The sequence below is a fragment of the Spirosoma liriopis genome, from assembly GCF_023196085.1.
Taxonomy (GTDB): Bacteria; Bacteroidota; Bacteroidia; order Cytophagales; family Spirosomataceae; genus Spirosoma; species Spirosoma oryzicola.
This window is the reverse complement of the sequence record NZ_JALPRF010000006.1, coordinates 192,805-212,043: the sequence shown is the minus strand read 5'-3', so window position 1 is coordinate 212,043 and position 19,239 is coordinate 192,805. Positions and strand designations below refer to the sequence as shown.

Genomic DNA, 19,239 nt, shown 5'->3' with positions numbered 1-19,239 from the left:
ATTGGTTAATTGCGTCAGGCTACTGCTGTTGCCATTACTGGAACTGGTGAATTCAGCTACCGTACCTGTGATGCGTACTTTGTCGCCAACGGTTCCGGTAAAGAGTCCAGCTGGATCATACACGAAAATACCTTCTGAGGTAGCCGGATTGCCATCGCTGTCAGCGTCTTCTTCCTGCACGTAAAATCCATTTAGCCGGTTCGTTCCAGAAAAAAGCCGTGTTACAATCCCTTCAATTGTCCGTACACCACCAAAGGCGCTATTAAACGTAGAGCCAATTCCCTGGATGGATGAAATCCGCGTAATGGTCACACCGCCACTGACGGTGCCACTAAGGCTAACATTTGTGCTGAGCGAACCACTATTGATAGTTACTGTACCGCTGAGCGAACCAGCCGGAGCCGAAGCACTGGTGCGAACATTAAAAACGATGTCTGACTTAGTATCAGTGGGTGTAATTGACAGGCTGGCATTATAAGATGAATTGCCAGCTGTAGCGATTTCAAACCCGTTTGGCGCTGACAATCTAATTTTCTGACCCCCCAAATTTGTCGCCGTTACGGTAAACGTCTGGGCGTTAGACGGTGTACCCTGTACAGCCGTAAAGCCGGACAAGGTAACTGGATTAACTGCTAGAGCCGGCGCATTTGCATCATTGACCTGCCCACTAACGGTAACCGGAGCAGTTAGCGTTGTATTGCTTGTGTTGGTTATAGAACCCGTAACGGCACCAACAGCGGCACCCGTTAACCGTGCGTAGACGATGGCTGAAGTTGTCGTCGCAGGCAGCGAGAGGGTCGATGTATAATCGGTTTCTGCTGATAAGCTAATCGCAATGCCCGATGGCGCGGTTACAGTTACGGGCGCTACCAGGTTATTCGCCGTCAGCGTGTAACGTTGGGGAGCCGATGGAGTTCCCTGCGATGTACTTAACCCGCTCAACGTTGATGGCGTAACGACGATTGATGGATCTGTAGAAAGCGAAGACCCCGTTACAGTTAGGTTATCGACCGAAACCTTTGGTCTCGACCCAGTAATATTAGCACCCGTGTTGGTTCCTCCATTGTAATAATAAAGGCGGAATCGGGCCGTAGATGCATTGTTGTATGCGGCTGATAACGGAACCGATACTGTCGCTGAACTGACTACGTTGTTGATTGCCGTAAAATCGCCCCCCAGATCAGTGAAAGTCGTTCCGTCCGTCGACCCATATACTTTGATAGTACCGGCCCGGTTGCCCGTTTGGTTGCTGATCTGAGCTACATCAAAGCGAAGTAACTCTGCTTTCAGCCCGGTAAAGTCGACTAAAAAATCGAACCCGGTGCTCGACATGTTATCGGTCCCACCCGTTGATAAAAGAACGATGTTTCCCGATCCTTTTTGCACTCCGCCCGATGTCCCGGACGAAAACGTTGATGAAGCTGTCGTTATGCGGGAGCCATTGGGAATGTTGGCGGTACCGCTGACAGCAATCGGTGCGAATCGATTCGCCCCAGAACCGCTTGTAAAGCCGTTGGTCCAGCCACTAATGCCGGAGAAGTCTTCTGTGTACGTGAAATTGGGCTGGGAAGCCAGGGGAACGGGAGTTGGATTTGTCTGCGCCCAACTGGCGGGTTGAGTCAGCCATATGACCGACAACAGCCAGAAGAGCCGCAGGACTTTACTTAAGAAAACGTGCTGCATACTATAGTTTGGATTAGTTAGTAAAGACAAATCCGCATACGGTCAGAGACTTAGTCCGTATACGTAATCGTCTAGTAGCAGCAAAAGTAGCAGAGCTATTTATTAGACTATTAGCATTTAACAATCTGTTAATACGTTACTTACGATTGATAATGTTGCATTAACAAACAAAGTAGATAGAGCTAGGACTATGTAGACGAAATGGCCTTGTAAGTTTCTTTTGTTCCAGTGAATTGATGTTTCAGTAATTGAACATTAAATAAATCCGTTCTTACGAATAGCTGACAAAAGCAACACTATCAGCTTCTCTGATCCGGTCCCTAGCTGCTGAGCTCTTTTTACGAAAGCAGTATATGTGTTAACTTTGCATCCTCATCTATTCTTTGCTCTTGCACGGATTGATAAGGCCAGGAGGACGACCTCCCCCATAGCGGGAAACCGATTCGGGACGACCCGACTTAAAAAACGGTAATCGTTATGTCTTGGATTTATTTAGTTCTAGCCGGTTTGTTGGAAGTTGTCTGGTCTTACTTCATGAAACTGTCGGATGGATTTACCCGACTATTGCCTTCCATTGTTACTATTCTCGCGATGATGGCCAGTTTCGGCTTGCTGGCCTTGGCGATGCGCTCTCTACCACTGGGTACAGCCTATACAATCTGGACCGGAATTGGTGCCGTTGGGGCATTCGCGGTTGGTATACTCTTCCTTGGTGAATCGTTTACCCCTACCCGCCTGCTCGCAGCCTTATTAATCGTAGCTGGACTTATTCTGCTAAAGCTTACTTCGGACCATTAGTGGGTTATACAGATAAAACCTTTGTCTAGAATACAAGTGGCTGTTGCTCAACGTACAGTGAACAACAGCCCCAACGATTTATTGATAAAACTCTGGGCAGCAATAGCGATTAGAGCATGTTGTTAAACCCTTCACTGCTCACTTAGCAAGACAGCCAACACGCCATTGGTCCATCCGAACCCGTCCTGATTGGGGTATTCGCCACCTTTAGCGGCTGCGGTATGAACAACGTCGTATTTTTCGACCATCTTGCCCGAGGCCTTGTACACGCGTAAATTTTCGCTTACCCAATTCATTTTGATTTGATCCGCCAGCGTGTTTTGTCGGTAATACCGCAACCCTTGGATTGATAGCCATTGCAAAGGAGCCCATCCGTTTGGCGCGTCCCACTGCTCACCGGTACTAGCCAAGGTTGTGGTTAGACCACCCGGCTTTAAAAACGATTTCCTTAGCTTATCCGCAACGGCAGTCGCCTGTTCCATCGACGCAATCTTTACGAAAAGCGGATAGACTGCCGCCAGCGAGTAAATCCGGGAAGGCTTTCTGGCCATAAAATCATAGTCGAAGAAAAACTGATTTTTCGCATCCCAGCAGTACCGGTGAATGGCTCGACGACGTTGTAAAGCCAGCTTTCGATACGTTTCTGCCTGACGAGAATCTCCTTTCAGTCGGTAACATTCCGACAGTGTTAGCTCCAGATTGACGAGCAGACTGTTTAAATCGACTGGAATAAAATCGGTGGTATGAATAGTCCGAAGTCGTTTTCCGTCGCTGAACCAGCGGCTGCTGAAATCCCATCCCGACTCGGCTCCGGCGCGAATATGCCGATACAGCATTTGCGGGTCTTTTACTTTCTTACCCAGTAATACATCTTCTTTGTAGGACTCAGGACGCGGTGTCGGATTATCGTCATAATAGCGGTTAAGAAATATTCCTTCGTCCAGACGAACAACACGACGGTAAGCTGTATTCGGATTGGTTAGTTGCGTTTTTCCGTCCATCCAGAATTTGTATTCCTTTTGCAATTCCGGTAGATAACGCAGCAACATTCGACGGCCCTGTACTTCACTGAGCAGGTTGACCATAAGCGAGAAGAACGGTGGTTGCGACCGGCCCAGAAAATACGTTCGGTTTCCATTGGGAATGAAACCAAACGTCCGGATGAGATAAGCAAAATTATTGACCATGTTTTGAATCAGATCAGCTTTTCCGGATGCTTTCAAGCCGAGCATCGTGAAGTAGCTGTCCCAATAATAGATCTCGCTAAAACGCCCGCCCGGAACTACGTACGAATTCGGCAGCGGAATCAACGATCCGGACTGCTGACCCGGCTTCGCCGATGGAGTCGCGGGTCGTGTCAGCACCGGCCATAAGTCGGCAATGTGCTGTTGCATCGATTGACCGGCTTTGCTGGTGTAACCCGACGCTGGCTTTACGGGCATCGTGAAATGCTGCATCACAAACGCTTCCAGATTAAAATCCGCGCGCTGACGAGCCTGGTTATAATTGTCGAGTATCGTAGCCGGCGGAAATTTGGGTGTGCAATCGGCAAACGTTTTTGAATCAGGAAAGACACTGTTCATTTGAACCGCTTCGAACAGCGGACCGAACTGAACATCGGGGCTAACTAATACCTGCTTGGCTGTTCCTGATTTCTCACGAACTTTCTGTCCATAGCCAGCGCCTAGGGTGAGCAGGTACAGGGTAAGTAGAAAAAAAAACGGAAGTCTTCGCTGCATGGTGGTGTTTACTAAGAATGCATTCGCCGATAGTTGCCCTTCGATTGAGCTTACTATCCACGAATGCATCGTTTCTGAATTGATCAAGATATACCTGTCGAAGTAAACGGACAGAAACGGGCCTGCTGCTAAACAGACCCGTTTTGCCGTTATCCTTCGTTATCGACTAAAGCCGCCGTTACGTCTGCTTCCGATGATTTGTCCGTTGGTTCGCCAATAACTGATTTAATGATGTTCAGTGGAACACGAACCCAATCCGGACGGTAATTCAACTCGTGGTTTAAATCCGTTATGGCTCTTTCAAGCAGGTACGTCTCCAACATCATCTGCAAATCTTCGGATTGCTTTGGAATGAACGAACTCGTTTGAACTGTCTCCAGATAAGCCCCCATAAAGAAGTTGCTCATGTAACGCGCCCAAAACTCTGCGTAAGGCATCAACCGAACTGTATCTTCCGGCGATACTTGGTTATTGTGCAAAAAGCCTTCATAACCAACGTAGTAAAAAGAACGGATGATTGAGGCTACGTCACGCAGGGGCGACCGTTTCAAACGTCGTTCGCTGTAACTACGGGACGGGTCTCCGCCAAAATCCTGAATAACAATATCAGTACTTGTCAGCAGAATTTTATCCAGCTGCAAATCGCCGTGAATCCGAGTTTTGGTCGTATCCAGCTTTTTCCGGTAGATTCGCTTGAGCGTATTTAGTACCTCGTCCTTACGACTCAGCATCTGTTCTACTTCCTGTTGCAGATCATCAGGCAAGCGCTGAAGGTTTCGTTTCTGGCTCTGGTAGCTTTCACGCACCAGCGACTGTAATCCCGAAAACAACGAACGTTGATAGTGCAACGAGAAATCTTCCGGGGCAAAGTCTTTCACGCTCGTCTGGGAAGCCAATGCCATGTGCAACTGACCTATTCGAGTACCCAACAAACGGGCTTGCTCAGCCGACCGCTGACCAATAAGTTCCTGCGTAACAGCGGGTAATTCGTCGAACGAAATGGGCTGACTTAACGTACCAGCGGTAGCATTAGTAGCAGCTGCTAGCTGATTCTGATCACGGGCCAGGATTCGTTCGATAAAGTTATTAATTCGCTCCAGCACGTAGGTTCGTGCATCACCGGGCCGGAAAATCATATCCTGCATGGTTCCCAGTGTGACGGGCTTGTCCGTAGTCTTCATCTCAACCGAACCAGCAAAAGCAGGAACGTATTCAAACTTGGCCTTTTCGGACAGGAATCGGGCAATCTCAGTATCCGGATTGATGGTTGGTTCAACCCGTCTGTACAGCTTCAGCTGAAAGCAGGAATCGTAGCTGATGGCTGCATAACCACGGTTGGCCGTGCTCAACTTTGGCTTTATGTCCCCATGCTCCTGAACGTACGTGTTCAAAGCGGGCGTGCTTTGGAACACCAGTTTACTAGCCGAAGTCAGGCTTTTTTCGGTCATGTGTTGGAGCAATGCCAGCTGCACATCCGTCAGGTAAAGACCGTCGCAAAGCACTCCCGTTTCGTCGCCAATTTCCAGATTAGCGATGACAGACTGTGGACAGTTTCCGGTAAGGTTAGCCGCTGATGTTTCTTTAGCGAGCGCGACGACTAACTGGAAGGTTTCGGGTAAGCCCCGTTCGTAAGCAACTTCCAGCAGCAGTATATGGGCTGTACCGTCGGGTAAAGGCAAAGTAGCCTGGTTCGTGACCGTAATTCCCTGCATTGTCTGCGTCTGCTCACTAAACCAGTCTGTTTTAAGCAGGTAGTCCGGTAAGATTTTGGTTTCCAATACCTGCCGATTGTTACCCTTTAATAAGTCATTCCAATCGTTGATACGCAGGGTTGGCAATTGAACCGAGGCAGCCGTCATCGCCTGCGTCTTTTCAAGCATAAACCACTGGTAGTCATGCGCTCCCAATGTAAAGAAATACGTTTCGTTGTCGGTCACAGCCGGGAAAGACGTTTTGCTGAAAACCTCGACCGGAACGTATCCCTTAAATCCGCTCAGACCAACCTCTGCCGGTTGGGGGTACTTCGACAGGTTGATCACAACCAATAGTGTCTCTTCCTCGTAAGTACGTGTGAAAGCGAGCACTTTTGGGTTTTCGACGGGCAAAAAGGTCATATTGCCCCACCCAAATGCTTTAGACCGCTTCCGCAGATTGATCATCCGTTTCATGAACCAGAACAGCGACGACGTATTACTGCGCTGCGTTTCAACATTGACGGATTCGTAATGGTATTCGGGGTCCAGAATTGTTGGCAGATACAGTTTGTGCGGGTTTGTGCTCGAGAAACCCGCATTCCGATCCGGTGACCATTGCATGGGCGTACGTACGCCATCGCGGTCGCCCAGATACACGTTGTCACCCATACCAATCTCATCGCCGTAATATATGACAGGCGTACCGGGTAGCGAAAACAGCAAACTGTTGAGCAGTTCTATTTTTTTCCGGTCGTTGCCCATAAGCGGTGCCAGCCGATGCCGAATACCGAGATTGATTCGGGCTTTCGGATCTTTGGCGTAGGTCTTGTACATGTAGTCCCGCTCTTCATCGGTCACCATTTCGAGCGTCAACTCATCGTGGTTGCGCAGGAAAATAGCCCATTGGCAGGTCTCCGGAATGGTCGGTGTCTGGTCGAAAATATCGGTAATCGGGTACCGATCCTCCATCTGCAAAGCCATAAACAGACGCGGCATTACCGGGAAGTGGTAATTCATGTGACATTCGTCACCATCGCCAAAATACGAAGCTGAATCTTCGGGCCACATGTTGGCTTCCGCAAGAAACGCAACACCCGGAAAATGATCGTCGATGTGCTTGCGTAGCTTTTTCAGAAAAGCGTGCGTTTCCGGCAAATTCTCCCCGTTCGTTCCCTCCCGCTCGAACAGGTAAGGAACGGCATCCAGACGAAATCCGTCAACGCCCAGTTCACACCAGTAATCGATCATCTTGAAAATCTCTTCCTGCACCAGCGGATTATCGTAGTTCAAATCAGGCTGGTGGTAAAAAAAGCGGTGCCAGTAATATTGCTGTGCTTCCGCATCCCAAGTCCAGTTAGACGCTTCAAAATCCTGGAAGATGATCCGAACATCTTTGTACTGGGTTGGATCGTCCGACCAGACGTAGAAGTCACGTTCGGGCGAGCCTTTCGGTGCCTTACGAGCCCGCTGAAACCAAGGATGTTGATCGGAACTATGGTTGATAACCAGTTCCGTAATCACTTTAAGGTTTCGCTGATGCGCTTCCTGAAGCAGAACCTTGAATTGCTCAATGTTTCCGTACGAGGGATTGATGCTGTAGTAATCCGCAATATCGTAACCGTCATCGCGGAGGGGCGACGGATAAAAGGGCAGCAGCCAAATAGCCGTGATGCCCAGCTCCTGCACGTAATCCAGCTTTTCCAGTAGACCCTGAAAATCGCCGATGCCGTCGCCATTTCCGTCGCAAAATGCTTTGATATGGAGTTCGTAGATGATCGCGTCTTTGTACCAATAAAGGTTATCACGTACATCCTTCTTAATATCTGCCATAGCTCTTCAGTAAGGTGTTGTGGTTGTCTAAAACACGTTTCTGAAAAAGACAGCACTTGTGTTTTAGATAAGCCCATTGAGTATTTAGGTCGTGAAAATTCTAACTGTGCTATCTGTCAAACGAATGGAGTAATCGGCTAGGGTATCGCAAAACCAATTGCCGTACGGAAGCTGTTGTGACTTCGGTTTATTCGTTTAACTGGTAGAATTCTGCAAACGTTTTTGCTTAACAAACCTGAATTGACTCAAACTGTTTATCAATGGCAAAGGCTATTAGACGATAGACATATGCAGGGAACGCATTGAATCCGGACAATAACCAACGCTAACGGTCTATAAATTTGGCCTGCATTTTAACGTCAGGAAAGCGGGAAACGAAACCGACTCAGCTAACCCCCGCCGGTGCAATGGCTGCCAATCGACCGGCGATTATCCTGTCATGGAATGAAATAAATACTCCGCTACTAGAAGAGTGCTCCATTCGTCTGATCGGTTACCGCACCTTAAATCGGTCTCCGAAAAGCAACCGGGGTTGAATGAACAGATATGCTTTTTAAATTCACCCCGCAAATTAATCTGGAGATGCAAAAATCAATAGTTGCGAGAAATCGCATTCATTACGGATTACTTACCATCAGCGTTCTGTTGATGGGGTTTGCGTCGAGACGTTTTTTCGGCGATTATTCGTTCGTGAAGCTGTACGTCGGTGATGGATTGTGGGCCTTGATGATTTTCCTGGGCTTCGCTTTCATGTTTAGCCAATGGTCTACCAAAGCTATTGCGGCAGCGGCTTTAGGTTTCTGTTTTGGTATTGAGTTTAGTCAGTTGTACCATGCTCCCTGGATAGATGCCCTGCGGGCCACAACCGTAGGCGGACTAATCCTCGGCTTTAGCTTCGTCTGGAGTGATCTGCTTTGCTACGGTATAGGCGTTGGGCTTGGTGCACTTATCGATACTTATTTTATGCAGCCTACTCCTAAAACCGTTTGAACGAATTGTTTGCTTCGTAGTAAATCGGATAGCTGAACTCAGTACTGTTCATAAATCCTTAATAGATAGCCCGTTAAATTTACAATAGGGTAATAGTGAGCCTAATAGCTTTGCGTGTTTGTAACAAGGCTGTTTATGTTCATGAAAACACAATTTATACCTACCTCATTTACTATTGGTTGCGCACTCATCGGCGGTCTTTTCGTTACCTCCTGCAATGACCACCTCCTTCCGGTAGTCAATTATCCTGCTTACGCCGAAGCGTCGAATCCAAAAATACTATCGACCGCTGCTAACGGAACAGTTCTTTACAACGGTGGATTTGGTTCGTCCATCGCAGCCGACCATACCGATCCAAATGTCTTTTACTTATTAACCGACCGAGGGCCTAACGCTACAGGAACAGCGGCTAACTCGATCATTTTTGGAAAAGCTGACTTTACTCCACAGATCGGAAAATTTCGCGTTGTGGGTAATCAACTGGTACTGGAACAGACGATTCTCCTTAAAAATGCAAACGGTCAGTTGCTAACGGGACTACCAAACCCAAGCGGTCAGGGCAGTACCGGCGAGACAGCACTTGACTTAAACGGACAGCCGATTACGCCCAGCGCTGATGGACTTGATTCGGAAGGGCTTGTACTGGCGTCGGATGGAACATTCTGGGTAAGTGACGAATACGGCCCACACATTGTACATTTTGACGCGACAGGTAAAACGATTGAGCGTATCAACCCATTCGGTACAGGTACGGGCGGGCGCACCTTGCCGAAAGTACTTGCCCGCCGTCGGCCAAACCGGGGTATGGAAGGATTGACCATTACACCCGATGGCAAAACGCTGGTAGGTCTGATGCAATCACCCATGTACAATCCGTCTTCTTCGGCAGTATCCGGTTCGGTTGTCCTGCGGATCGTGACCTTCGAGATCGAGACAGGAGCGACCAAACAGTACGTCTACCTGATGCAGAACGCTAGTCTGACAGGCTGTAGCGAAATTGCGGCAATCTCTAATACGACTTTTCTGGCGCTGGAACGCGATGGGGATTATGGCGGAAATCCAGCTAAACCAGCCGCCTTCAAACGGATTTATAAATTCGACCTGGCCGGTGCAACCGATATTTCCGATCCATCGAATGGCGACGGCGGCAAACTGTACAGTGGCTTAACGGTTGAGCAACTCAAGGACAAAGCAGGCTTAGCTAACGCCGGTGTAGTTCCCGTTACCAAGACGCTGGTGTTCGATCTTCTGAAAGACATATCGCCGGTGTATCCGCATGATAAAGCCGAAGGTATCGCATTGCTAAGCAACAATCGATTGGCTATTGCGAACGACGATGATTTTGGCGTTGTTGACAATGGGCAAAATAGTTTTGCCACCAAAATTTTGCCAGCTACCGGGAAAGTCGATCTCAATCGTGTGTATTTTGTAACCCTGCCAACCCCAGTGAACTAACAAATTACGACCATGCTCCATTGCCCTCACGTTTCGTAAGGGCAATGGCAATAAAACCGCTATTGGACTCCATAGAGTCAGGTATGGCTATTGCTTATGAATGTCCATTGTTAACTGTTTCAACCTGACGTACAGCAGAACAAGCGACATAAAGTTTACGCAACAGATCCCTTTTTTGTCACAATCGCTGATTGATCAAGATATCTATTGTTGGATATTTTTCAATTTAAACAAAGGTACGCCCCCAATATCCGGGGCTCGCTGGCTTTGCAACAAATTACCGGATCAGGTTGTACCCAGTCGTGGCGTAACTGTTCGTAGCAAATGCGTGGATAAAGCGCAGATCCATTATTCCAGCCACAAAAGCTGAACAGCCAGTTGGCCTCTTCTACGTTTTTTGCAAACCCCGCCGACGAATGCCAAATTGGCCAGTGCCCATCTACTTCCAGAATAATTGACGTTCGTATCATTGCTTTTTTGATGGCAAGATATCAATCGTTCAGCAACTGACGTGTTAACCTTTTCTCTGGAATATTAAGCAGTTATTACTCCTCTGTCCCTCTATTCTGACCACTACCGGTATGTTCTATCAGCTACTTAGCCTGAATAGCAATTACCGTGACGTTGCCGACTCTGATAAAACAAAAGTCAAGATACCCGCACACATGAATCATTTCTCCCGGCTTGTTCAGTAGGATTTTCGATTTTGCTGTTTTCTAAGCAAAAACTCACTAAGCTGGAAGCGCTTCAACTGTTTCAGCTACGAACTGATCGAATTCTTGGTGTGTAGTAACTTATGACTAATCTCTCTTTATCCCGGCGTACCTTTCTGATGGCTTCACTTGGCCTTCCTGCTTTTCGGATGCTACGGCCACATAGTCCTCAAGCACTTACGACAGGACAACTAATTGACCGTATTAAAACGCAGGTAGGTATCCCCTGGCGTGAGCAAACTGTTGACCGGCTAATCGAGGGTACGCCTGAACTTCCCGTCAAAGGCATCGCCTGCACAATGATGGCTACTCTTGACGTGGTTCAGCGCGCAGCCGCCAAGAATCTCAACCTGATTATTACGCACGAACCAACGTATTATTCTCACCAGGATCGTACCGAATCCATCGAACAGGATTCCCTCTACCAGTACAAGCATAATTTTATTCAGCAACATGGCATGGCCATCTTTCATTTTCACGATCACTGGCATGGCCGCAAACCGGACGGCATTGCTACAGGCATGATTCGTGAATTAGGCTGGCAGAAAAATGTCGATCCGGAAAACCACCGTTTGTTTACGTTTCCGCAAACGACGCTCGCTCGTTTTGCCCAAAACATGAGCAACAAACTGAACATTCAAACAATGCGGGTCATCGGCGATGCTCAATTGCCGGTCAAGCGCGTAATGGCCAGTTGGGGAAATGTCAGTCTACTCCAAGGGATTTCTTACGTAAATCAGGCGGACGTAGTAGTCGTGGGCGAAACGCACGAATGGGAGTTGGTCGAATACGTGCAGGATGCGATTGCTGCGGGCCAAAAGAAAGCGCTGATCATTCTGGGCCATTTTCTATCAGAGCAAGCGGGCATGAAATACTGTGCCGAATGGCTCAAAGAATTTATCCCGGAAGTACCCGTTGAGTTCATTGCCGCAAAAGAACCGTACTGGCGAGCCGATAAACCCGTCAAATAAGCTTGCTTTTAGGGACTGTGGTGTCGGTTTCTTAAAACCGACACCACAACATTACAGTGGTATAGTCAGGTTTAAGAACCTGACTATACCACCTTGTTCATTGTCAAAACGCGGGTTCATTTTCGTTTCCAGCTTCACTGCAATTGTCCTAAGCCGTCGCAGGGAAATGTTTGTTGCCAATAAAGCCATTACCTCATTTTCGGACAAATTTCTCTTCAGGCGTAGCGTCGATCTGGTCACTACTTTCCGCTCTGCCATTCGGTTTTCAATCGCTGTTTTGCCTTGACTGAACGGCTAACCTTTCTGTCCACCCTCCCAGACTAGCCACATCTCGGATAGCCTAAAACCCGGCCTGCTCTAGCGAAAATATATAAAATGCCAAACTCATCGATTTGTGGCTCGCAGAAACTTAACACTATGCGGCAACAAACGGTTAACCCGTCGCATAACGCAAAACTAGCCGCTGTCAATTACAGTGGGCTAGCCAATTACAAAAAAAGGCATACCAGTACACAAACTGGGCCGAACTCAACAAACAACATTAAAATGAGTGAAGACAATCAGCTAAGTAGACGCCAGGCTATTCACGGAATAGGCACTGGATTGGCTACGGTTGTGGCAACGCCAGTGTTAGCCGCTTCTAATGTATTATCGACCGAGAATAACGAGCCACCCGCCCTCGAAAATCCAACGACAAAATATCCGAAACCACCCTTTCGAAGCCAGTCGCAAGCCTGGCCGGGTCTGGCCAGCAAGATGGAGCCGCGTCCCGATCATGGCGAAACCAGCTACAAGGGATCAGGTCGTTTGCAGGGTCGCAAAGCCCTTATTACCGGTGGCGACTCAGGTATGGGCCGTGCTGCGGCTATTGCTTATGCCCGTGAAGGAGCAGACGTTGCGATCAATTATTATCCCAATGAAGAGGCAGACGCTCAGGAGGTTATAGCGCTCATAAAAGCGGCTGGTCGTAAGGCGATTGCGATTCCTGGCGACTTGCGCGACGAAGCGTTCTGTAAGCGGCTGGTGGACGAAGCGGTTCGCGGTCTAGGTGGACTCGACATCTTGGTTAGCAACGCGGCTCGTCAACAGGCTCGTGAATCGATCATGGACATTACCAGCGAAGATTTTGATGCGACAATGAAGACCAACATCTACGCTCCGTTCTGGATCATCAAAGCAGCCCTACCCCACCTGAAACCCGGCTCAACAATTATCGGAACGACTTCTGAACAAGCTTACGATCCCTCCGCTGATTTGTACGACTATGCACAGACAAAGGCTGCAACCATGAACTATGTCAAGTCGTTGGCTAAACAGCTTGGTCCAAAGGGCATCCGTGTCAACGGAGTGGCACCGGGCCCTATCTGGACACCGTTGCAGGTGAGCGGTGGAGCGACCCAGGAAAAACTAACTAAGTTTGGTAGTGATACTGCTTTAGGCAGACCCGGCCAACCGGTAGAATTGGCGTCCATCTATGTGCAGTTGGCCGCCAGTGATGGCAGTTTCGCCACGGGTAACATCTACGGTTCTGGTGGTGGGAAAGGCCAGCCTTAATGTAGAATTGTCAGCTATAGCGTCTTGGCTATGCGTAGTCAGTTTGCTACTAGAGAGGTGAATCGGTCTTTTTCTTGCTTTACTCTCTTATAAACAGTGCGAAATACGGGGCAGTCTTATTCACTTCTACAAACGGTATGGGTGAATAGGACTGCCCCGTATTTCTAAATGACACGATCCATTTTGGCCTGTCAAACAACAGACGCAACATGTCATGCCGCTTGGCCAACACCTTGGTTTGCCGAGCGGTTATCAGTAAGTCGGGCATAATTTCCTGTTCAAACCCTCTACCAGCTATATTACGTAGGAAATAACGCTCATAAATTGTATTTTTGACTACCTGTTGGCCTTTACCCCTCAACGGGTGTCCAACTAGTATGCACCGTTTTCCAATCTTACTGCTTGAGGATGATCTTGCCATAGTAGATATTATTCAGCGCACGGCCAAAATCAGTTTTCCCCAAGCCAGTTTTATACGAGTCGACAGTTTTGAAGAAGCGGTCATTTACTTTTATAATTTGGAAGGATATGGCCCCAAGCTTGTCCTGATTGACATAAATCTGGTTGGCTCAAAAACAGGTCTGGACTTTTTGGCTTTACTCAAAGAACATCCGATAGGACGACTTATTCCGGCTATTGTTCTTTCGGCCAGTCCTTCACTCCAGCACCGTCGGCAGGCTTACCAGTTAGGAGCTACCTCATTTTTCAGAAAACCGTTTTCTTTACAGGACTGGAAAAAGCTTTTTGAACTTATACAAGTGTACTGGTACCAGACAGTTAGTCTAGCGCCAACCTGGTACGAAAAGCACGTACGAGAGTCCAGATGAGCAAGCCCGGCTTGAGCATTGTTGCTAAAGGCATCTTTACGTCAAAGCCCAATGAACGGATGAGCCAGCATTCACTAAAGCGTTTGTGAAAAAGGTAACTGTATTTTGCGGATCAAGTCCAGGCAATGACCCTCTCCTGATGGAATCAGCCTATCAACTTGGTCAGCAGTTAGCCGACCGCCGTATTGATCTCATCTACGGTGGCGCTAAAGTTGGACTGATGGGTGCAGTAGCCGACGGGGCTTTATCTAACGGAGGACGGGTTGTTGGTGTTTTACCTGATTTTCTGCGAACGAAAGAGATCGCCCACGAGGGACTTACGGAACTGATTCAGGTGGAATCGATGCACCAGCGCAAACTTAAAATGCACGAACTCTCCGACGGGGTGATTGCCCTGCCTGGTGGGTATGGTACATTGGAAGAGTATTTTGAAATGCTCACCTGGGGTCAGCTTGGTCTTCACAAAAAGCCAATGGGTTTGCTGAACATCAATGGTTTTTATAACGGCTTACTTATGCTGGCGGATACGATGGTTTCGAGTGGACTTCTTAGGCCAGAAAACAGAAAAATGATGCTCGTGGCAGAAACCATTGACAGTTTGCTGGAGCAGATGCTAACCTACGAACCACCACTGGTTGGCAAGTGGATGACTCCTCAGAAAGTGTAAGAATAAGAGTGCTTTGATTGCTATACGATTAACTGAATAAAGCACTCTTATCAATTTCTCAAACGGGCAGATAGATAATAAACGTAGCCCCCTGACCGGGATGACTCGTGGCTGTTATCGCCCCACCGTGGTTAGTAACCACTTTTTCGCAAATAGCCAGACCGATACCAGTACCAGAAAACTCACTTTTGCCGTGTAGCCGCTGAAATACCTGAAAAATTCGATCAAGGTATTTTTCGTCAAAACCTACGCCATTATCGGCAACCTCAATACGGTGGTAAGACGCTGCCATTCGACTTGGCTTTATACCACTGGGCAACTGATCAAAGGTCACCAAACCGGCCCGTACCTGAATATGCGGAGCCATACCTGGCTTATGAAATTTCAAGGCGTTACTGAGCAGGTTCTGAAAGAGTTGCTCCAATTGCGAGCGATCACCCTCCACCGCTGGTAGTATATCTAGTTGCAGCACAGCTTTCGACTCAGCAATTACAAGTTCCAAGTCGGCTAATACGGTCTCCACAACTTCCGTCAATGAAACAGAGTCAACCGTATTTCGCTGGGTGGATAGACGCGAAAAGCTCAACAAATCCTTAATGAGCGTTGACATGCGGCTAGCAGCTGCCTGCATACGGTCCAGATACATGCTCCCCTCTCCCAGCTGATCCCCCAGGTGGTTTTTGAGCAGATCGCCAAACTGCTGAATCTTGCGTAGTGGCTCCTGTAAATCGTGAGAGGCTACATAAGCAAACTGCTGAAGATTTTCGTTGGATCGGAACAGCAGCCCGTTCGACTCTTCCAGTTCTTCGTTTATCGCTGCGTATTCTTCATTGGCTGAATACAGTTCTTCGTTCGTTGCAGCCAGCTCCTCGTTAGCGGCCGCCAACTCTTCTGTTCGTTCCTGCACCAACTGAGCCAGCGCAAACTGCTGCTGACGCTCGGCGGTAACATCCTGAGCTGTCCCGACGAGTTTATAGGCTTGTCCCTGCGTGTCGTATAAGACCCGACCCTGGGCATGAACGATGCGAACGTCTCCCGTTTGATAGTTTATAAGCCGGTACTCTTCATCATAAACTCCTGATGAGCCAGGCTGAAGAGCCGTTTGTATAGCAGCTTCAATGCGAGGGCTATCTTCGGGGTGAATCGGATTGAACGAAGCACTAACATCGATTTTGAGTCCATCGACACCAAACCAGGATTTGATACGGTCAGAGTAGGTGACGCTACCCGTAGCGATGTCCATTTCCCAGGTGCCCAATTGCGCTAGTTCAATCGCACCTCGTAGTCGGCTTTCGCTTTCCTCAACCGCCAACCGGGCCAGTACCTGCTCGGTTACTTCCGTAGCCGTGACCATCACGCCATAACGTTTCCCCTGTGCGTTGTGTAAAGCTTTGTAAACATAATTGTAATAGCCAACATAAGGTTGGCCATAGCGAACCAGGTTAACCTTTTCTCCAGGGTTCCGGTACGTTTCTCCAGTAGCCAATACCCGTTTAAGCCGCTCCATTAGGGGCGTTACTACTAACTCGGGTACGGCTTCCAGGAGAGGCTTGCCAACAACAGATTCGTTCCTTCCTATCATGGTCAGCATGTTCTCGTTGATAGTGCGGATCGTCATATCCTCCCCTACGAAAACTATTTTTGCTACCGGCGAATTATAAAACACATTACGTGTGAATTGCTCGCTTTCGATCAATTGCTGACTGGCAAGAACCTGAGCCGTAACATCTACGGCCATCTCCATAATCGCGTATACGTCACCGTTGGCGTCACGAAGTGGTTTGTAAGTAAAGTCAAAATAATACGTACCCAACACGCCATTCACCGCTAACCAAGCTGGACTCGCTTTTGCTTCGTACGTTTTGCCCGTCTCGAATACTTCCGCCAAGGTAGCCAGGAAAGGCTGGCCTTGTAATTCAGGCACGGCTTCAGCAACGGGCTTCCCAAATACACTACGCCCTTTTCCCCAGAAGTTAAGCATGGGTTCATTCGCCACTTCAATGCGCAGATCCCGCCCAACAAACAGACAGGTCGCCACAGGTGCTTCTTCGATCAGATTTCGAAAAACTGCTTCGTTTTTTTTAAGTGAAGTGGTGTCGTGAGCAATCAGAAGCACACCAGCAACCGCTCCAGCATCGTCATAGACCGGGCTGTAACTGGATGTACCGTAGATTGTGTCAGGTCCATTAGTGCAGAAACTAGGAATTACACCGTCATCAACCCGGATGGATTCTCCGTTTCGTACCCGATCAAGTAACGGTTTAACGAAAGACCAATTATTGGCCCAGCTTTCCTGCCCAGACTGGCCTAATGCGGTTGAATACTTATCAGAATTGGTTAACAGAAGGCGGTAGGCGTCATTATAAAATTGAATTAGCTCCGGCCCCCACCAAAGAAACATGGGAAATTCTGAATTAAGTAGAGTCGTTACCGTCGTACGCAGACTTTGTGGCCAATGGTCGGGTGTATCGAGCACGGTTGCAGACCAATCAAAAGCCCGGATCAACGCCCCCATTTCGCCACCTCTTGCTAGAAAAGGATAGGTTCCCGGCAAAGAATCAGGCATCATAAAAAGAAGTCGTAAGTCAAAATTGAACGTTATTCTTCTACAAACTGCGGCAAAGGTAACCACAAGAACTGAGCCCTACCTATTGTGGCACAGATCTGACTACGAAATAGCCACCACTGCCCATTAGTTCCTGCCTTTGAAGAATAGTGCGGCTACGTCCTTGTTTCGCCAGTTTCATCCTTTGTAAAACCAGCTTTGTCAGCATCAGAACCCTGTTGATCAAAAAGGCTTTTCTCGTCTTTTTACCGGCCTTTACTTTTGATTAACTAGCTACAATAATTCATTCTTGCTGATGATTCACTCTACCTTAGGTCTTGTACACACTGCTTCAGCTTTGTTGGCTATGCTAATGGGAGCCATCGTAATTGTTAAGCCAAAAAGAGGCCTCTTTCATAAACGCATCGGCTATGCTTATGTAGCCAGTATGGTCGTGTTAAATATCACCGCTTTTCAAATCTATAACCTGTTTGGCCGATTTGGTCCGTTTCATGCGCTGGCTATAATAAGTCTGTTCTCACTAATGGCAGGAATTGCCCCCGCCCTGTTGCGCCAGCGGGTAAAGAACTGGATGCACTGGCATTATTACTTCATGAACTGGTCAGTTGTCGGACTCTACGCTGCTTTTTGGGCCGAGTTACTTACCCGCACGCTACCAATGGGCCAGTTCTGGCCAGTGGTTATGATAGCCACCGGTATTACAACGGGAATAGGCTCTTATTTTATTCGTAAACAAGCCACCTACTTATTACCACCGGCTAACTAAGCGTAAACCGATCAGCATTATTTGCTACCGGTACTGAGCTACATCATTTTATTGCTGACCGAAGCCAATCGTATGACCGAGTACCGCCCGCGCTATATCATTCGGCGTGTGAAAAACGGAAATGGCAGGGAAGGATGTAAGTACATCAGCGCGCGTATAACCCCAGGCCACGGCACCAAAAGCAGTAGCAGCTTCTTTAGCGGCTTCAATATCACGAATTTCGTCCCCTACGCAAAGTGTTTCATTCGGCGTAACGCCACTCAAGGACATTGCCTTCCTGAATTTGTGCTGCTTCCCGAAAAGCGACGTACCACATCCATAATACGTAATCAACACTGCACTTTGCGGACCGAGAACCTTCCGAATATTATCCTCGCTGTTTGAACTCACAACAGCCAGTCGGACGCCGGCATCCGCCAACTGCTGCAACAGGCTACGGATACCATCAAACAATTGAATCTGATCGATGTCACGGGCCATCAACCGAATAAATGATCGGGCAATAAGAGGAATTTTCCAGACAGGCAGGTTAGCGCGTTTCATCATCTGACGGGCATCAAGCCCACGCAACTGATCAACGTCATCGGGATTGATTGTCGGGAAATTATACGTTTCCGCCAGAACATTAACGGTCCGCAGGAAATAGGGAAACGAATCGGCTAGCGTACCGTCGAAATCGAAAATGACTAATTTATAATTCATGGTTGTGCGGACGAATCAGGCTATTTGGCCTGCCCCATGTCAAAAATAACGAATAACAAACCAGTCTCCTCTATCGTGCTTACTCATCGGTACTGATATACACCCAATCTCTGCTTCCTTCGAGACAGCCACTCCTACCGCTACGGCAGCAACAGCAACCCTGTCAAAAAGTAAACTATATACTAGTTCTAAGGCAGGACTTAACCGAACAAAAACGCTGATCGTTGGCGTAGTCTAGCACAACTAATGGCCGGGCAAACATCAACAGTGCGTTCCGCGTAAGC

The 19,239-nt window shown here is 48.1% G+C and carries 14 protein-coding genes and 1 pseudogene; 9 read left to right on the top strand and 6 right to left on the bottom strand.

What is annotated here, in order from left to right:
* Window positions 1-1,683 (bottom strand): annotated as a pseudogene (locus tag M0L20_RS25195) (hypothetical protein); the annotation flags it as partial.
* 477 nt (window positions 1,684-2,160) lie between these two features.
* Between M0L20_RS25195 and sugE the strand changes: the two are divergent.
* Complete coding sequence (sugE, locus tag M0L20_RS25190) at window positions 2,161-2,481, top strand: quaternary ammonium compound efflux SMR transporter SugE (protein ID WP_248479893.1); 321 nt, start codon at window positions 2,161-2,163, stop codon at window positions 2,479-2,481.
* Window positions 2,482-2,612: 131 nt separating this feature from the next.
* Here the strand turns inward: sugE and treF are convergent, their stop codons facing one another.
* Window positions 2,613-4,220, bottom strand: a complete 1,608-nt coding sequence (treF, locus tag M0L20_RS25185; protein WP_248479892.1) for an alpha,alpha-trehalase TreF — start codon at window positions 4,218-4,220, stop codon at window positions 2,613-2,615.
* A 149-nt stretch (window positions 4,221-4,369) separates the two neighbouring features.
* Complete coding sequence (gene treS, locus M0L20_RS25180; protein ID WP_248479891.1) at window positions 4,370-7,744, bottom strand: maltose alpha-D-glucosyltransferase; 3,375 nt, start codon at window positions 7,742-7,744, stop codon at window positions 4,370-4,372.
* A gap of 341 nt (window positions 7,745-8,085) precedes the next feature.
* Here treS and M0L20_RS25175 point away from each other — a divergent pair, with 341 nt between their 5' ends.
* From M0L20_RS25175 to M0L20_RS25165, 3 genes are all read left to right on the top strand, one after another.
* Window positions 8,086-8,280 carry a hypothetical protein gene (locus M0L20_RS25175; protein WP_248479890.1) on the top strand — a complete coding sequence of 65 codons (195 nt, stop codon included), beginning with the start codon at window positions 8,086-8,088 and terminating at the stop codon, window positions 8,278-8,280.
* A 46-nt stretch (window positions 8,281-8,326) separates the two neighbouring features.
* Window positions 8,327-8,734 (top strand): ribosomal maturation YjgA family protein, encoded by a 408-nt coding sequence (locus tag M0L20_RS25170; protein WP_248479888.1) that lies wholly within the window; start codon window positions 8,327-8,329, stop codon window positions 8,732-8,734.
* A gap of 141 nt (window positions 8,735-8,875) precedes the next feature.
* Window positions 8,876-10,189 (top strand): esterase-like activity of phytase family protein, encoded by a 1,314-nt coding sequence (locus M0L20_RS25165; protein ID WP_248479886.1) that lies wholly within the window; start codon window positions 8,876-8,878, stop codon window positions 10,187-10,189.
* A 221-nt stretch (window positions 10,190-10,410) separates the two neighbouring features.
* Here M0L20_RS25165 and M0L20_RS25160 read toward each other — a convergent pair whose 3' ends face one another.
* Window positions 10,411-10,659, bottom strand: coding sequence for a hypothetical protein (locus tag M0L20_RS25160; protein ID WP_232563396.1), 249 nt, complete (start codon window positions 10,657-10,659; stop codon window positions 10,411-10,413).
* Window positions 10,660-10,985: 326 nt separating this feature from the next.
* On the opposite strand from M0L20_RS25160, the gene M0L20_RS25155 reads away from it, so the two are divergent.
* From M0L20_RS25155 to M0L20_RS25140, 4 genes are all read left to right on the top strand, one after another.
* Window positions 10,986-11,873, top strand: coding sequence for a Nif3-like dinuclear metal center hexameric protein (locus tag M0L20_RS25155; protein ID WP_248479885.1), 888 nt, complete (start codon window positions 10,986-10,988; stop codon window positions 11,871-11,873).
* A 546-nt stretch (window positions 11,874-12,419) separates the two neighbouring features.
* Window positions 12,420-13,427, top strand: coding sequence for an SDR family oxidoreductase (locus M0L20_RS25150; protein ID WP_248479898.1), 1,008 nt, complete (start codon window positions 12,420-12,422; stop codon window positions 13,425-13,427).
* A gap of 377 nt (window positions 13,428-13,804) precedes the next feature.
* Window positions 13,805-14,254 carry a response regulator gene (locus M0L20_RS25145; protein ID WP_232563399.1) on the top strand — a complete coding sequence of 150 codons (450 nt, stop codon included), beginning with the start codon at window positions 13,805-13,807 and terminating at the stop codon, window positions 14,252-14,254.
* A gap of 85 nt (window positions 14,255-14,339) precedes the next feature.
* Window positions 14,340-14,921 carry an LOG family protein gene (locus tag M0L20_RS25140; protein WP_248479883.1) on the top strand — a complete coding sequence of 194 codons (582 nt, stop codon included), beginning with the start codon at window positions 14,340-14,342 and terminating at the stop codon, window positions 14,919-14,921.
* Between the two features lie 58 nt (window positions 14,922-14,979).
* Here the strand turns inward: M0L20_RS25140 and M0L20_RS25135 are convergent, their stop codons facing one another.
* Window positions 14,980-17,490, bottom strand: a complete 2,511-nt coding sequence (locus tag M0L20_RS25135) for a PAS domain-containing sensor histidine kinase (RefSeq protein WP_248479881.1) — start codon at window positions 17,488-17,490, stop codon at window positions 14,980-14,982.
* Between the two features lie 292 nt (window positions 17,491-17,782).
* Between M0L20_RS25135 and M0L20_RS25130 the strand changes: the two genes are divergently transcribed.
* Complete coding sequence (locus M0L20_RS25130; protein ID WP_262924015.1) at window positions 17,783-18,253, top strand: DUF2306 domain-containing protein; 471 nt, start codon at window positions 17,783-17,785, stop codon at window positions 18,251-18,253.
* A 48-nt stretch (window positions 18,254-18,301) separates the two neighbouring features.
* On the opposite strand, the gene M0L20_RS25125 is transcribed toward M0L20_RS25130, so the two are convergent.
* On the bottom strand, window positions 18,302-18,955 hold the full coding sequence (locus M0L20_RS25125) for an HAD hydrolase-like protein (protein WP_248479877.1): 654 nt from the start codon (window positions 18,953-18,955) through the stop codon (window positions 18,302-18,304).
* Window positions 18,956-19,239 lie beyond the last annotated feature (284 nt).

What these genes read in the sequence shown, in the direction of transcription:
- treF (WP_248479892.1), bottom strand. Translation starts at nt 4,220, where the DNA reads ATGCAGCGAAGACTTCCGTTTTTTTTTCTACTTACCCTGTACCTGCTC.
- treS (WP_248479891.1), bottom strand. Translation starts at nt 7,744, where the DNA reads ATGGCAGATATTAAGAAGGATGTACGTGATAACCTTTATTGGTACAAA.
- M0L20_RS25125 (WP_248479877.1), bottom strand. Translation starts at nt 18,955, where the DNA reads ATGAATTATAAATTAGTCATTTTCGATTTCGACGGTACGCTAGCCGAT.
- M0L20_RS25135 (WP_248479881.1), bottom strand. Translation starts at nt 17,490, where the DNA reads ATGATGCCTGATTCTTTGCCGGGAACCTATCCTTTTCTAGCAAGAGGT.
- M0L20_RS25165 (WP_248479886.1), top strand. Translation starts at nt 8,876, where the DNA reads ATGAAAACACAATTTATACCTACCTCATTTACTATTGGTTGCGCACTC.
- M0L20_RS25155 (WP_248479885.1), top strand. Translation starts at nt 10,986, where the DNA reads ATGACTAATCTCTCTTTATCCCGGCGTACCTTTCTGATGGCTTCACTT.
- M0L20_RS25130 (WP_262924015.1), top strand. Translation starts at nt 17,783, where the DNA reads ATGATTCACTCTACCTTAGGTCTTGTACACACTGCTTCAGCTTTGTTG.
- M0L20_RS25145 (WP_232563399.1), top strand. Translation starts at nt 13,805, where the DNA reads ATGCACCGTTTTCCAATCTTACTGCTTGAGGATGATCTTGCCATAGTA.
- sugE (WP_248479893.1), top strand. Translation starts at nt 2,161, where the DNA reads ATGTCTTGGATTTATTTAGTTCTAGCCGGTTTGTTGGAAGTTGTCTGG.
- M0L20_RS25160 (WP_232563396.1), bottom strand. Translation starts at nt 10,659, where the DNA reads ATGATACGAACGTCAATTATTCTGGAAGTAGATGGGCACTGGCCAATT.
- M0L20_RS25170 (WP_248479888.1), top strand. Translation starts at nt 8,327, where the DNA reads ATGCAAAAATCAATAGTTGCGAGAAATCGCATTCATTACGGATTACTT.
- M0L20_RS25150 (WP_248479898.1), top strand. Translation starts at nt 12,420, where the DNA reads ATGAGTGAAGACAATCAGCTAAGTAGACGCCAGGCTATTCACGGAATA.